Source organism: Nisaea sp. (assembly GCF_039990255.1).
Lineage (GTDB): Bacteria > Pseudomonadota > Alphaproteobacteria > Thalassobaculales > Thalassobaculaceae > Nisaea.
Genome location: NZ_JBDXGG010000008.1, coordinates 46,969 through 62,153, shown reverse-complemented (window position 1 = coordinate 62,153; position 15,185 = coordinate 46,969). Strand labels below are relative to the sequence as shown.

Sequence of the window (15,185 nt, the reverse complement as noted above, 5' to 3'; positions counted from 1 at the left end):
CCGCCCTACCGGATTTTTATTGATTCAAAGGCGCTTCAGTCCCTGCATGTTTTGTTGGGAAACCATTGCTTCTCCGCCAATCCCTAGCGGCTGCGGTGGCTTCCGGAATTCCTGCGTTCTTCAGCTTGTCCGTAAAACTCCCGGAACAGGGAGCAACCCCTCGATCCAGGCCGCAATGTCATCGGCATCCGTCACATCGGCATATTTCTGGTCCATATCGTAGAGGCTCGCGTCATGAGGTCCGGCGGCCCGGTCCCCGCAGCAATCAGCGGCGACAATGACGTTGAACCCGGACTGCACAGCATCCACCACCGTCGCCCGCACGCATCCGGAGGTGGTCGCCCCCGCGACCACGAGCGTATCCACCCCGCCGCCGGTCAACAAAGCGGCAAGAGACGTCCCGAAAAAGGCGGACGCGCCTTTCTTGACGATCAGAGGATCACCGGGCTGGATACCGGTACCCGCATCGATCTCTACAGGGCGCGACCCTTCCAGCAGCGCGGTCAGCCCCCGCGCTTTGCGCAGCCAGGCGGTGTGTTCCAGCTCTCCCGGCTGGTAGGCGATTGTCGTGAAGATCACCGGAAATCCGCCCGCCCGCGCAAGGTCGGCCAGCCGTTTCGTCCGGGTGACTTCCTCCGCCATATCCGATGCCGTCGGATACTGCACATCGGTGAAGCCATAGCTGAAATCGACCACGAGGATCGCCGGGCGCACACCGCGCGGCACGGAATTTCCGAAACCGGCGGCCTGATATACCTGTTCCTGAGACATCAGTTCATGCCCTCCCCGGAAGAGCCAGCGGATCAGCCGCGATCCATCTTCATCTCATCGACAACAATATCCCCATCCAAGACGATCGGTGTGTCGTCCAGGAACAGAGAGCAGTTCCGCATCGGAATATCGAGGTGACACGGCGTGTCGTTCGGACCGCCCAGCTCATTGTTCGGTCCGGTGGAGAACATCACGTTGCCGTAGAAGCTGCGCGGCTCCATCCCCATTCCGCCCGGGAACGCCCCCGGAGTCATGCCATGCCACTTGGCGTTCGGGTTCATGCCCCAGCCGACATGGCTCATGCCCTTGCCGCGCTCGTCGTTGAAGTCCTCCATATAGGAGATCACCAGCTCCGCATCGAGACCACCCCGGATATCCTGAACCCAGCCTTTTTCAATCGTGTAGACGATCGGCTCTTCCCGGACATACATGTTCTGCGGAAGCAGGATGTCGCCCGGCGCCACGACGATCTGTCCGTCGACGCCATCATCGTCAGCACCCGTGAAGACAAAACCGGACGGCCAGTGATCCCATCGGCCCGGCTCATCCGTGCAGGCATATTCAGCAATGGTCGGATAGGTGTTCAGCTTGTAGGTGACATCCGTGCCGTGCGGTGAGGTAATGCGCATCACCTTGGCCTTCGACAGGATCTCGGCGCCGATCTCGACCTTCTCGCGCAGCTCCTTCGAGGGCAGCATGCGGGCCAGAAGCTCCGGCGGCTCCACTGCGGTCAAGACGCGGGTGCCCGCAGCCTGGATCGCCATCTGCTCTGGAGAGAACAGCAGGAAGATGCAGTCGATCAGCATGTCGCAGTTCTTCAGCGCCTCGACGGCCTCCGGCATTCCCGCCAGCCCCGTCATGCCAACATTCCAGCCACCGATCGGCAGCGGTGCTGGCAGACGCATATGGTACATCACCGCGCCCAGCCGCTGACCCGCCGCCATGAATGCATCCGCATAATCCAGCCGGTCGCTGCCCTGGGTCAGGACGATCAGTTTCTCGCCTTCGTGAACGCCGGACATCTTCAGCTGATGCAGGCAGATTTCCGTAAAGCTTGCTTGATCCATCGAAGTGCTCCGGGTTCGGTCCTGTTGCGTGTCTGTCGTATTACGTGTCTGCCGGCTCAGGCCGATACTGTATTGAAGTCCATTACGGCGTCGAGGAAGCCGTCCATATTGTCCCATGGGATCATATGACCGGCACCGGCAACGGTGCGAATTTCCATATGCGGGGCCAACCCGCTGATTTCCATCACGTCATCATCGCCGATCACAGGCGCATCACCGGCCACGACGAGCCGCATCGGCAGCTTGAGATGCGCCAGATCCCCATGGATGTCGTCGGTCTGGAAACCGTCATAGGCAATGCGAATGGCATCGAGCTGACAGGTCCGCAGCCATTCCGCCCGCAGACGGAGCTGCTCCTCCGTCCAGGTCGGACAGAAAGCTTTCATGTCCTCTCCCGTACAGCCCTTCTGCGACATCAATATGGAATCTTCGTACCAGGGCCAGGGTGACGGATAGGCCGGACGGCCAGGGCCCGAAACCGGAGGATCGACCAGCACCAGACCACTGAAAACATCTGCATTGCCGCGCGCCGCACGGATCGCAATCCGGGCGCCCATGGAGTGCCCTAGAACAACGGGATTCCCAAGCCCCGCCGCATTGACGACGGCAATTACATCCGCTGCCATCGCATCCAGTGAGTAATCCAGATCGCCCGCTTCGCTGAGCCCGCGTCCCCGCACATCCAGAACATGAACGTCAAACCGCTCCGACAGGCGTTCGGCGACAAAGCCCCAGGTCACTGCCGGCGAGGTGATCCCCGGAATGAGCAACATTTGCGGCCCTCTGACTTCCCCACGGCTTTCGTAGTGAAGCAGGTGCAGCAGAATGCCGTTTGCATGGAGGTTGTAGCCGTACAAGACCCCAGTCCCTTCATCGTTTGCCTGAAGCAAAGGTGCCGCTACCCGGCATAACCGGTATCCGCGTGCCCCCCGACATAAAAGCCGACCCTTCAGTTCTCATCGTGACGATCGAGCGCGGGACAGTCTGTCCGATACGCTCACTCCTCACCATGACAACCTTCGCTGCAAAGATGCAATTGAGCGTAGATTATTCATTTGTATAATAACAAGATAAATATTTGAGCTGGCGCAAAATCACGGCGACAGGAACCTGTCGCGCCCGGTACATCGATGTACCGCCGCGCCTGAAATCAATGGATATGACGTCCGATGCGCCCCATCGGTCAGGCGACATAACCGCCTGAAGGTTTTGATTTTTTATGCTTCTAGTAAAGCTTTGCGAGCAACCGAAGCAGGCTTGTGCGCTCCTTGGTATTGAGCGGCGCCAGTGTCTCCTCGGTAATCTGGCATGCCCGCGGCAACAGTTTCGCGATCAGGTCCCGGCCCGCCTGTGTAGTGGAGAGCATGTAGCGCCTTTTGTCGGTCTGGCTCTTTTCCATTTTGACTAGATCCCGTGCCATCAGGCGCGCCAGCACCCCCTTCGTCGTCGCCGCATCCATACCAACGAGACGGCCAAGCGCGTTTTGCGAGATCGGCCCATCGACCTCGGACAATCGAACCAGTGTCGAAAACTGTACGGCGGTCAGCTCGCCCCCCATCAATTCAGTGAAAATGGCCATATGGCGCTGATTGGCGAGGCGCAGCATAAAGCCGACCTGATCTTCGAGGTGATATGTCTCGGTAACATCCGCAGCATCAACGGTCATAAGTCTTGGATCTCCATGGAAGCGCCCTCAGTATCCCAAACAACGCATGTGCTGTGAATGCCAGAACCGGCAGCATGCAACTGCCCTCCTATATTTCCGGCCGCCTGGCAAGTGCCCTCGGCCACAGGAATTTCAATCCGGATGAAGTGATGTGGTTCGCATGACCGTGCAACCGGGACGCAAATATATTTGCATACATACAAAACTTCGCTGACTATCAGGATGAATTATGCGGGGGACCATGGCTGGTAGAATTGAGCTGACTGTAAACGGGCAAGCCCTGTCGCTTGACGTGGACACGCATCTGACGCTGCTCGACCTGCTGCGCCATAGGCTCGGGTTGAACGGGCCGAAATACGGTTGCGGCATGGCCCAATGCGGCGCCTGCACCGTTCTGGTCGATGGCGCACCGGCGCGCGCCTGCGTGCTGCGGGCAGTCAAGGCGAACGGCACCTCAGTAACCACCCTGGAAGGCCTGCCGGGTACCGCGACCGGTGAAATGCACCCCGTACAACAGGCATTCAATGAAAAGCAGGCCGCGCAATGCGGCTACTGCATCAACGGCATGATCATGAACACGGTGGCGCTGCTCGCCCGCAATCCATCCCCGACGGACGATGAAATCAGGCAAGCCCACCGCCATCACCTATGCCGCTGCGGCACGCATCTGGAAATTTTGGCCGCCGTGCGCACGGCGGCGGAAAACCTGGCCGCCAAAACCGAAGAACACGCCCGATGACCGACACCACCTCCGGCTCCCTCGAAATCTTCCGGCAAGCAGGTACCGTCCGCGAGACCTTCATCCGGATAGATGCGTCGGGGCAAGTCACCGCCTATAACGGCCACGTCGATCTGGGAACGGGAATTGAGGTCGCACTCGGCCAGATCGTCGCCGAAGAACTGAATGTCCCGCTGGACTGGGTCCGGGTCGTTCTCGGCAATACCGACGAGGTACCGGATCAGGGCCCGACGATTGCCTCCGAGACGATGCAGATCACGGCCATCCCTTTGCGCAAGGCCGCAGCACAGGCATATCGGCAGCTATTACGGCTCGGGGCGCTGCGCCTCAACGCGCCAGAGAACGCGGTCACATCGACTGACGGCGCTGTCCATTGGCAGGCTCAGAGCATTGGCTATGGCGCCCTCATCGCTGGGCAGGAAATCGCCCAGCCGCTCGATCTCGAGACCCCTGTGAAAGATCCCACGCAGTACGAGATCGTCGGCACGTCGGCCCCGCGCCGCGACATGATTGAGAAGCTGACCGGGCAGCAGCTTTATGTGCACGACCTGCATATCGAGGGCATGGTCCACGGCCATGTCATCCGGCCGCCCTATGCCGGGCGCGACACTGGCGACTTCATCGGCAACAGCCTGATCGACTATGACCCGGCATCCGTCACCGGGATGGACGGGTTGATAGACGTTGTCCGCGTCGGCGATTTTCTCGGCGTCGTGGCCGAGCGTCCGGAACAGGCCCAACGTATCGCAGAGGCGCTTGATGTCACCTGGCGCCAGCCGCCGCCCCTGCCCGATCTGGGCGATCTGGTAAACAGCCTCAAATCGCATCCGTCCACACCGCGCGCGCTCGACCGCAGCGGCGACTTCGAAACCGGTATAGCCGAAAGCGCGAAGACCCTGTCGCGCACCTACGTCTGGCCCTATCACGAACACGGCTCCATCGGGCCGTCCTGCGCCGTCGCGGACTGGAACGAGGCCACCCCGGTCGTCTGGTCCGGCACCCAGAGCCCGCACCTTCTGCGCGCCGACCTTGCCATGCTGGTCGCCCTTCCGGCCGAGACAATCGAGGTCCGCCGCTATCAGGTTGCAGGGTGCTTCGGGCGGAATTGCGCCGACGATGTCTGCGGAGACGCGCTTCTGCTGTCACGGGCCACCGGCAAACCGGTTCGCGTACAATTGACCCGCGCCCAGGAACATCTGTGGGAGCCGAAAGGCGCCGCCCAGATCATGGCAGTCGAGGGCGGCATGACGGCAGCCAATGAATTGCACGCCTATGCACTCGACACTTGGTACCCTTCGAACCGGGGACCAAACCTCGCGCTGCTGCTGACCGGCGTTATCTCCGGCGAGCCGCGCCCGGCGGACATGGGCGACCGGACGAGCATTCCGCCCTACCGGGTGCCGCACAAGAAGATCACGGTCCACGACATGGCCCCGATCGTCCGCGCCGCCTATATCCGTGGCGTCTCGGCACTGCCTAACACCTTCGCGCATGAAAGTTTCATCGACGAGATGGCCTTTGAGGCGTCGGAGGATCCTGTCGCATTCCGCCTGCGGCACATGAATGATCCGCGCGAAGCCGAACTGGTCCGGCGCACGGCCGAAGCGGCAGGGTGGGATCAAAGAGAGGGTCCACGCTTCCGCCGCGAGGGCCGCATGGCTTTCGGGCAGGGTTTCGCTTTTGCAACCTACGTCCACGGCACTTTCCCCGGCGTCGCGGCCGCCTCGGCCGCCTGGATTGTCGATGTCTCCGTTGATCTCGATAGCGGGGTCGTCACCCTGCACCGTGTGTTCGTCGGCCAGGACCAGGGGCTCGCGGTCAATCCGGACGGCGTGCGGCAGCAGATCCACGGCAACGTCATCCAGACTGCCGGACGGGTATTGACCGAGCAGGTCACCTTCGACGAGATCACGCCGACGCCGAAAAGCTGGGCCACCTACCCGATCCAGACCTTCCCCGAGGTTCCGGAAATTCAGACGCTGATCGTCTCCCGCCCGGAAGACCCGCCACTCGGCGTCGGCGAAAGCGCTGCGGTGCCGAGCGCGGCGGCCATTGCGAACGCTATTTTCGACGCCACCGGCGTGCGCATGCGCGAGGTGCCGTTCACACCAGAGGCCATGCGCAAGGCACTCGGAAACACGGACGGTCCGCTTCGTCTGCAAGGACAGCCCGAGTCAAACGACAATGGGCGCCGGGGAAAGATCCTCGGCTGGGCAGGTGCCGTCGCCGGTGCCCTGACCCTCGGCGCGATATCGCTGCCGCTGCATTCGCCGATCCCGCCAAGCCCGGCGCCCAAGGCCGGAACCTTCAGTGCCGAAACCCTGGAGCGGGGGCGGCAGGTTTTCGCCCTTGGCGATTGCGCAATCTGTCATACGGCAGACGGCGACCTCACGAATGCCGGCGGGCGCGCCATGGAAACGCCGTTCGGGACGGTCTGGACCACCAACCTGACACCCGATCCGGAAACAGGCCTCGGGAACTGGTCCTACGAGGCTTTCTCCCGCGCTATGCGCAAAGGCATCAGCAGCGACGGAAGCCATCTCTATCCCGCCTTCCCCTACACCTCTTTTGCCAAGATCGGCGAAGAGGACATGTTCGCTCTCTATGCCCATCTGCAGACCCTTGAGCCGGTGAAGTCGGAAACTCCGACAGCCCAAATGGTGGCGCCGGTCAATATCCGGTCCGGTATGGCGCTCTGGAATGCCGCCTTTCACGATACAGCGCCGTTCCAGCCGGATCCGGCCGCTTCCGAGGTCTGGAACCGGGGTAAATATCTGGTCGAGGCGGCGGGTCACTGCGGTGCCTGCCATGCGCCCCGGAATCTGCTCGGGGCAGAGAAACCGCTAATGACCGGGACCATGGTCGATGGCTGGTTCGCACCCGCCCTGCAAGGTGTGGAAGCCGGTGCGCGTGGCTGGACCGAGGACAGCCTCTTCTCCTATATGCGGACCGGGCTCTCCGATCATGCCGCTGCCGCCGGCCCGATGGCGGAAGTGGTCAGCAGCATGACAGCCCTGCCGGACGACGATATCCGCGCCATGTCGGTCTATCTGGCCTCACTGATACCGCCCGCCGCTGCCCCAGCAGTACACGAAACGCCGCCGTCGCTGGCACCGGACGCGACGCACCGGATCTTCGAGAGCGCCTGCGCCGTCTGCCACGATCCGGCCATGCCGGATTTGGTAACCGCCGCTCGGGTGCCGCTGACCGCCTCCGCAGTCCTGCGCGCGCCGACGCCGGAAGCATTCCGGAGCCTGCTCGATCAAGGCATCGAAGCGCCGGTCAATCTCGACCTGCGCGATATGCCATCCTTCAGGGAGGAGTTCACCCCGGCCCAGCGGGATGCGCTTGCGGCCTACATGCGAACCCGTTTCGCACCCGACCTTCCAGCATGGTAGGGCGTACCAAATATCAACAACGGTGCAGCGCACACACGTGAGGGGCGTCGATTGACGTTTGAACCATTATTGTTTGTATGCTAATGACTAACATCATTCGTGACGAGGGAAAGGAGCCTCCCCTGTGACCCAGGTTGAGACAGTCGATATCGCCGTCATCGGCGCCGGCATGGGTGGCGCCGCAGCCGTGGCGCTGCTGCTGGAGGCTGGCTTTTCAGTCCATGTCTTCGAGCAGGCCCCCGTCTTCTCACGCATTGGCGCGGGCATTCATATCGGCCCGAACGTGATGAAGATCTTCCGGACCATCGGGCTTGAGGATCGCCTGGCCGGGATCGGCTCTCATCCCGATTACTGGTTCTCGCGCGATGGAAATACCGGCGACTATCTGTCCCGGATCCCGCTCGGCGATTATGCAAAGAAAGAATATGGCGCGCCCTACATCACGATCCACAGAGGCGATTTGCATGCCGAACAGATGGATATTCTGCCAGCAGACCGGGTGCATTTCGATCACGGCCTGAGCGACCTTCAAGAACGGGACGACGATGTTCTGCTCAGTTTCACAAACGGCACACAGATCTCCGCCCGTCTGGTAATCGGTGCAGACGGCATCAACTCGATGATCCGCGAGAAGCTGCTCGGCCCGGAAAAACCGAAATTCTCCGGCTGGGTCGGGCACCGCGCCATGGTCAACATGGATAAGCTGCGGGCCTCGGGCCTCGACTTCGAGGCTTGCGTCAAATGGTGGTGGGAGCTGTCCCGCCACATCATGGCCTACGACACCAAAGGCGATAAGTCCGAATACTATTACGTCACCGGCGTTCCGGTAGACGGCTGGGAACATGACGAGCCGTTCGTCGACAGCTCCCGCGAAGAGATGGAAGCGATCTTCGGCGGCTCGCACCCAATCATACAAACCCTGATCGACGCGACCGAGACCGTTACAAAATGGCCGTTCTGGAACCGCGACCCGCTCAACCTCTGGAGCCGTGGCCGCCTGGTGCTGCTTGGCGATGCCTGCCACCCGATGCGCCCGCATATGGCACAGGGCGCCTGCATGGCCATTGAGGATGCCGCCGTTCTGACCCGGTGCCTGAAGGAACTGGGGGCCGACAACTACGGGGAAGTATTCAGCCTCTACGAGAGCACGCGACGCGACCGGGCAACCAAGGTTCAGATGATCTCCAATGCCAATACATGGCTCAAGGAGCCGGAGGATCCCGCCTGGGTCTACGGGTACGATCCTATCCGGGCGGAACTGGGCGGCTCCCAAGCCTGACGGCCTTTGCGGAAGACGGATAGGTGCGGCCCGACATCGGCAGTTTCTCCGTCATCTCCAGCAGCATATCGATCATGCCTTTTTCCGCCCTGTTGAGGCGCGAGGCCGGATTGGTGACGAGGAAGACATCAATTGCCGGCGGATCATCATAAGGCGGCAGGCGCCAGAGAAGCCCGTCCTCGACATCGCGGGTCATGACATGGATTGGCAGCGGGCCGATCCCGACCCCGGCGACGATTAGTCGTTTCACCTCTTCCAGCTGGGACGAGGTCGCACGGATCGTGTGGTCAAGATTCAGTTGCGTGCGCAGCACGGCGACGGGCCGGAGAGCATCCTGCAAACTGTCTGTATCGAAGGTGACCGAAGGCTCACCATCGAGGTCTGCCAGTGTCAGGTTTTTTTGGCCGAAAAAGCGGTGGGTCGGCCCGCAAAAGAATCCGAAATGTTCACGGAATAGTTTGTCATAGGTCAGATCGGGGTGCTGGCGGTGAACAAGGCAGATCCCGAGGCTGGCTTTCTTCTCCAGCACCGATGCCACCACGTTCGCGCTGGTTTGGACGGATATGTCACAGGTCACGTTCCGGTGTCGCTGAATGAATTCCCTAAGGGTTTCATCCAGTGGCGGGAAAATGACATGACTGGCCAGACGTATTCGAACATGGCCACGGATCTCATCCTCGATATCACGCAGCTCCACAGTCAGCCGGGCGATCGTACCATGGATCTCAAGCGCCTCGTGATAGAGGCTCTGCCCAGCGTCAGTGACACGGAAATGGCTGGGCCCGCGATCGATCAGCCGCTTTCCGAGGCTTGTCTCCAAACGCTTGAGCGCGTTGCTGACACTCGGTTGTTTTAGCAAAAGCCGGTCAGCCGCTGCAGTGATTCCTCCCTCCTGAACGATTGCGATGAAGGTGCGCAGCAGGTTCCAGTCCAGCTCCCGCGCGAGCCGTTCACTGTCGTCCACCCGGGGCAGATCCATGAGTCATTCCTAAAATCAATGGGCGTGATTTTCATTATCTATTGGAACAATGACCTAGCCTGATGAAGATTTCCATCTTCGTTGAGAGCCGCATAAGCGGCCACCGACTAGAGCCGGACAACCGGCCGTTCGAAGCAGGGCCGGATATCGTTGGGGACATTTCAGGTGAGCGCATTGCATAGCAAGGCTATGAGGCCATGGTGGCTCTTATCGCCGGCACTGGTCACAATCACGCTTCTTGTGGTCGTGCCGATGTCGCTAATCCTGATTTATTCCTTCTACATAAACATCGATCTCGGCGTCGATCAGCCGGCTTTCTCGGTCGAGAACTGGTCGGAGTTGTTCACCGACAATTACTACCACGTGGCCATATGGAAAACGTTCCGGCTCTCCGTTATCGTCACCGTGCTGGCGGCTTTGCTCGGATACATCCCGGCCTATTTCATCGCCAACACCACCTACAAGCACAAATGGCTGCTGCTCCTGCTGTTGATCCTGCCCTTCTGGGTCAGCTTCATCATCCGGACGCTCTCCTGGATCCACATCATGGGCAATCAGGGTGCCATCAACGGCATGCTGCTCTGGCTCGGGGTGATCGACGAGCCGCTGCAGATGATGTTCAACGAGTTCGCGGTCATCGTCGGCTTCATCCACGTCTTCCTGCCCTACATGATCCTCAATGTTTATGTGAGCCTTGAAGGCGTCGACCGGAACCTGGTGCCCGCCGCACGGACTCTCGGCTGCTCACCCTGGCAGGCATTCCGCGAGGTGACGCTGCCGCTGTCTCTGCCGGGCCTGGCCGCAGGCAGCTTACTGGTCTTTGTGCTCACCGCCGGAAGCTACGTGACGCCTCTCATTCTCGGTGGTCCGAACGACTTCCTGTTCGGCAACCTGATCTATGACTCGATCCTGTCCGAGCTGAACTGGCCGATGGGCGCGACCCTCTCCTTCACCTTGCTGGTTCTGCTAGGGATCGTGGTTGTCATCTACAGCCGGATCATGGGCATGAACCAACTCTACAAAGCCTTCGGCTGAGGAGCGGCCCATGGGTTGGAACCTGATCCGTCTCTATGCGATCGCCGTCTATGTCTTCATGTTCGCGCCGGTCGCCGTGGTCCTTCTGCTGGCTTTCAACAGCTCTCAATTCGGCGGCTTCCCGATCGAAGGCTTCAGTCTGCAATGGTTCGAGAAGCTGTATGAAAACGAGGCGATCGTCCGCGCTTTCAAGACCTCGTTCGTCCTCGGGATCGGCACCGCCATCCTGGCGACCACGATCGGCATTCTCGCCTCCCTTGCCCTCGTCAGATATCGCGTCCCGGGCAAGGCATGGATCACCACCTTCCTGATCTCTCCTGTGCTGGTACCGGAGACGGTCCTTGCCGTCGGCCTGCTGTTGTTTCTGCGCTGGCTGTCGATGCCGCGCTCCTTCGCCCTGCTGCTGATCGGGCACACAATCATCGCCCTGCCCTTTGTCGTCCTCGTCGTTCAGGCGAGACTTGTCGGCATCCGCAAGGACTATGAGGAGGCGGCGCTCAGCCTCGGCGCCAACCCGCTGCAAACCTTCTTTCAGATCACATTGCCGCTGCTGATGCCGGCTGTGTTCGCCGGAGCGCTGTTCGCCTTCACAATCTCTTTCGACAACATCACCGCGACAATCTTCTGGCGCCCGGCCGGCTCCGAGACCGTGCCGACGCAGATCTTCGGCATGCTGCGCAATTCCGTCAGCCCGGAAATCAATGCCCTTGGTTTCGTCATGATCGTCATCACCGTCGGCGTCCCGCTCATGGCGGGCGGGCTCGCCCGGTACTTCACACGCAAACAACGATAATCCGCCATCACATGAACAGAGGAGAAAAAACGATGAAAATCAGCTCAACAAAGCGCTACGAGACCCTGCGCGAGCGCATGGGCAATGGCGACATGAACCGCCGCTCCTTCATGGCGCTGCTCGGCTATGCCGGCATGGCCGCCGGTGTCGCAGGCGGCAGCATGACTGCCCTCAGCCGGCACGCCATGGCCGCCGGCACCGACATCTATTTCGAAGGTTGGGGAGGTGTCGTCAGCGAGGCCCTGCGCAAGCATGCCTTCGATCACTATACGGCAAAGAGCGGCAACAAGGTGATCGACTCCGCCTTTGGCGGCGAGGCCGAAGTACTGACCAAAATCAAGGCGGCCGGTTCCATCGACGGCCACAACATGCTGCATTCCTCCGGCGTGAGCTGGTATCAGCGCTGGGTCGACAACGGCTATGGCAGTGAGCTGAACGAGGCAAACATCCCGAACATGGTCAACGTGATGGACGCCATCATCAAGCCGTTCAAGGCCATTACGCCGAACAGCCTGTCCGCCGTTCCGTACGACTACGGAACCACGGGCATCGCCTACAACACCAAGTATGTATCAAAGGAAGAGGCCGAAGCGCTCGGTGCCAACCTGCTGCTCAAGAAAGAGCTGAAGGGCAAGATCGGCGGCTGGGGCGGCGACTGGGCGAACCGTGCCTGGTATGGCGCGCTGCAATCCGATCAGGATCCGAACAACATCCAGGACTGGGACGCGGTTTGGGAGAAGGCGCGCGAGCATCGCGGCCTGATCGTCAAATACTGGGAGTCCGGCGCCGAGCTGATGGATCTCCTCGCCAAGGAAGAGATCTATGTCACTGAAGCCTGGTCCGGCCGTGTCGCCGCCCTGCAGGCACAAGGGCATCCGATTGGCTATCTCGATCCGAAGAATGGTCTGGCCTGGATGGAAAGCATGTTCGTCCTCAAGGGCTCGCCGATGGCGGACGCCGAAGAGCTGCTAAACTTCATGCTCGCTCCGGAAACCGCGCTCGCAGTCGCCGAGGGACAGAAATATCCGTCCTCTCTCGACCCGAACAAGATCGCCATGTCTGACGTGATCAAAGGTCTTCCCGCCTTCGATCCGACCGGCAAGCTGGAAGGGCTGGTGTTCCGCGACCCGACGACCTGGAACCCGGTCGAGAAAGCGCAGAAGAAACAGTGGAACCGCCTGAAGAAAGGCGCCTGAGCCTTTCATGCAGCACTCCGGCCGGTCTCTCAGGAGGCCGGCCGGTACCGCTGGAACAGTCTATAAAGCGAGGAATGGTCAGTGGCCCAGGTTGAACTTGTCGGCATTCGGAAGGCCTTCGGCTCCGTTGTCGCGGTCGAAGACGCGAACATCACATTCGAGGAAGGCTCCTTCACCACGCTGCTGGGGCCATCCGGCTGTGGGAAGACGACTCTGCTGCGGATGATCGCAGGGCTCGAATTCCCCACGACCGGCGACATCCTTGTTGGCGGACGGCGGGTGAACGACGTGCCGATCCACAAACGCAACCTGGGCCTCGTGTTCCAGAATTATGCGCTGTTCCCGCACAAGACCATCGGCGAGAACATCGCTTTCGGCCTGAAGTATCGCGGTGTCCCGAAAGAGGACGCCCGCAAGAAAGTCACCGAGGCCCTAAACATCGTCCGCCTTCCCGGTGTCGAGGAACGGTTTCCGACACAGCTGTCCGGAGGCCAGCAGCAGCGCATCGCGCTTGCCCGCGCCATCGTCGTCGAACCGGATGTCCTCCTGCTCGACGAGCCGCTCTCAGCTCTCGATGCGAACCTGCGCGAGGAAATGCGCGTCGAGCTAAAGGCCATCCAGAACCGCATCGGCGTCACCTCGATCTTCGTGACCCACGACCAGTCCGAGGCGCTGGCCATGTCCGACAAGATTGTCGTCATGAGCGCCGGCAGAGTCGAACAGATCGGCACCCCGGAGCTGGTCTATAACCGCCCTGCTTCTGAATTCGTGACATCCTTCCTCGGCAACGCGAACATTCTTTCCGGCACAGTAAAAGCCCTGCGCGACGGTATCGCAGAGGTAGAGATCCCAGCACTCGGTAGCCTTTGCGCACTGCTGGATGCCAGTGAGAGCCACCTGTTGAAAAGCGGCGCCGAGGTCAAGCTGTCGATAAAGGCTGAAAAACTTGCATTGGGAGATCAGCCCACCGTCGAAGCGCACGATACCCTACTGACAGCACAGGTGCGGGATGTCGATTACCAAGGCCAGGTTGCCCGCTACTTCCTGCAAGCCGGCACCCAGTCCCTACAGGCGATAAACCAGATCGACGAGCGCCCCCACACGGTCGAAAGCAAGGTCTCGATCCGCATCCGCGCCCGCGACTGCGTTATTCTGCCATCGTGACAGTCTGCGGAAAACGAAGCAGCGCTCCAATTCAACTGCTGGAACGCAAAACTCGCTTAGGGCAGAAACCATTAAGACTCTGACCTAATGCGGATTGCTCACCTGAAGAGAACAGTCATTGAACCTACGCCCTCCAGATCATCCGACGATCTTCCGCCCCCGTGCATAGAACAATAGCATCGTGATGATCACGGCCCCGTAGATCACCTGTCGGCCGGCTTCAGGCATCTGCATGATCGAGAGCACGGATTTCAGGAGCACGATCAGGATCACACCAATCAGCGTGCCGATATAGCGGCCCTGCCCGCCCAGAATATGAGTCCCGCCGATAACCACTGCGGCAATCGCCGGCAGGAGAAACTCGTTGCCCATGCCCTGATAGGCCTTGTTCGAATATCCCGTCAGAAGCACACCCGCGACGGCCGCGCAGACACCCGACGTTACAAACGCGCCGACAATGACCAGCCGTGTGCGGATACCGGAAAGATAGGCCGCTGCTTCCCGGTTGCCTGTTGCATATATTGAGCGTCCAAAGGCCGTTCGCTTGAGCATCACCGCGATCACAACCGAAACGGCGGCCCAAACGAATATCGCGGCCGGGATTCCGAGAACCCGCTCCGCTGCAAGGAAGCGCATGATAGGCGTCGCCTGGTCCTGCGGAGCGAAGCCGCCGGTATGCGCGACCATGAGGCCTCGCAGAACCGAATCCACCCCAAGCGTGAAGATCATCGAGGGAATGCGCAGATAGGCAACGCCGAGGCCATTCACCAGCCCGACGACAACACCGATCAGGATCGCGATCGGAAGCGCCATCGGCCCGCCGACAGCCGCGCCCATCATCGCCGCAGCCGTCAGGGTCCAGGGCACTGAGAGATCGATATTCCCGAGCAGGATGACAACCATCATGCCGGCCGCGACAATCCCGAGGAAAGCGCCGGTCTGGAGTTGCTGCAAAAGGTAGCCGGGAGACAGCAATGGCGCGGTCCCCTGGGTCGCAAGCGTATATCCGGTCCCGATGGCGAGGATCACCGCAACGAAGGCAAGCGAGGTGTAGATCGGCCGGTCCTCGGGTTTGATCCGTGAGATCAGCTTATTCAT

Annotated in this window: 13 protein-coding genes; 7 read left to right on the top strand and 6 right to left on the bottom strand. The window is 60.6% G+C overall.

Going from position 1 to position 15,185, the window contains the following annotated elements:
* Window positions 1-120: 120 nt before the first annotated feature.
* The 4 genes from ABJ076_RS07890 to ABJ076_RS07875 all read right to left on the bottom strand — a co-directional run bounded on the left by ABJ076_RS07890 (window position 121) and on the right by ABJ076_RS07875 (window position 3,504).
* Entirely contained in the window at window positions 121-771 is a 651-nt protein-coding gene (locus tag ABJ076_RS07890) for an isochorismatase family protein (RefSeq protein ID WP_348188949.1), read from the bottom strand.
* Between the two features lie 32 nt (window positions 772-803).
* Window positions 804-1,838, bottom strand: a complete 1,035-nt coding sequence (locus ABJ076_RS07885; protein ID WP_348188947.1) for a leucyl aminopeptidase — start codon at window positions 1,836-1,838, stop codon at window positions 804-806.
* Between the two features lie 56 nt (window positions 1,839-1,894).
* Complete coding sequence (locus tag ABJ076_RS07880) at window positions 1,895-2,695, bottom strand: alpha/beta hydrolase (protein WP_348188945.1); 801 nt, start codon at window positions 2,693-2,695, stop codon at window positions 1,895-1,897.
* Between the two features lie 368 nt (window positions 2,696-3,063).
* Entirely contained in the window at window positions 3,064-3,504 is a 441-nt protein-coding gene (locus ABJ076_RS07875; RefSeq protein ID WP_348188943.1) for a MarR family transcriptional regulator, read from the bottom strand.
* Between the two features lie 241 nt (window positions 3,505-3,745).
* On the opposite strand from ABJ076_RS07875, the gene ABJ076_RS07870 reads away from it, so the two are divergent.
* The 3 genes from ABJ076_RS07870 (at window position 3,746) to ABJ076_RS07860 (ending at window position 8,920) form a co-directional block, all read left to right on the top strand.
* The gene (locus tag ABJ076_RS07870) at window positions 3,746-4,243 is read left to right on the top strand and encodes a (2Fe-2S)-binding protein (RefSeq protein WP_348188941.1); all 498 of its coding nucleotides are present in this window, start codon (window positions 3,746-3,748) and stop codon (window positions 4,241-4,243) included.
* On the top strand, window positions 4,240-7,641 hold the full coding sequence (locus tag ABJ076_RS07865; protein WP_348188939.1) for a molybdopterin cofactor-binding domain-containing protein: 3,402 nt from the start codon (window positions 4,240-4,242) through the stop codon (window positions 7,639-7,641). Before ABJ076_RS07870 ends, ABJ076_RS07865 begins: the two co-directional genes overlap by 4 nt.
* 124 nt (window positions 7,642-7,765) lie before the next feature.
* Window positions 7,766-8,920, top strand: coding sequence for an FAD-dependent monooxygenase (locus ABJ076_RS07860; RefSeq protein WP_348188937.1), 1,155 nt, complete (start codon window positions 7,766-7,768; stop codon window positions 8,918-8,920).
* On the opposite strand, the gene ABJ076_RS07855 is transcribed toward ABJ076_RS07860, so the two are convergent.
* Window positions 8,886-9,899 carry a LysR family transcriptional regulator gene (locus tag ABJ076_RS07855; RefSeq protein ID WP_348188935.1) on the bottom strand — a complete coding sequence of 338 codons (1,014 nt, stop codon included), beginning with the start codon at window positions 9,897-9,899 and terminating at the stop codon, window positions 8,886-8,888. The genes ABJ076_RS07860 and ABJ076_RS07855 overlap by 35 nt on opposite strands.
* A 165-nt stretch (window positions 9,900-10,064) precedes the next feature.
* On the opposite strand from ABJ076_RS07855, the gene ABJ076_RS07850 reads away from it, so the two are divergent.
* The 4 genes from ABJ076_RS07850 to ABJ076_RS07835 all read left to right on the top strand — a co-directional run bounded on the left by ABJ076_RS07850 (window position 10,065) and on the right by ABJ076_RS07835 (window position 14,087).
* Window positions 10,065-10,934, top strand: coding sequence for an ABC transporter permease (locus ABJ076_RS07850; protein WP_348188933.1), 870 nt, complete (start codon window positions 10,065-10,067; stop codon window positions 10,932-10,934).
* Between the two features lie 10 nt (window positions 10,935-10,944).
* On the top strand, window positions 10,945-11,727 hold the full coding sequence (locus ABJ076_RS07845; protein WP_348188931.1) for an ABC transporter permease: 783 nt from the start codon (window positions 10,945-10,947) through the stop codon (window positions 11,725-11,727).
* Between the two features lie 32 nt (window positions 11,728-11,759).
* Window positions 11,760-12,923 carry an extracellular solute-binding protein gene (locus tag ABJ076_RS07840; protein WP_348188929.1) on the top strand — a complete coding sequence of 388 codons (1,164 nt, stop codon included), beginning with the start codon at window positions 11,760-11,762 and terminating at the stop codon, window positions 12,921-12,923.
* An 81-nt stretch (window positions 12,924-13,004) separates the two neighbouring features.
* Complete coding sequence (locus ABJ076_RS07835) at window positions 13,005-14,087, top strand: ABC transporter ATP-binding protein (protein WP_348188927.1); 1,083 nt, start codon at window positions 13,005-13,007, stop codon at window positions 14,085-14,087.
* 138 nt (window positions 14,088-14,225) lie between these two features.
* Here the strand turns inward: ABJ076_RS07835 and ABJ076_RS07830 are convergent, their stop codons facing one another.
* Entirely contained in the window at window positions 14,226-15,185 is a 960-nt protein-coding gene (locus ABJ076_RS07830; protein WP_348188925.1) for an ABC transporter permease, read from the bottom strand.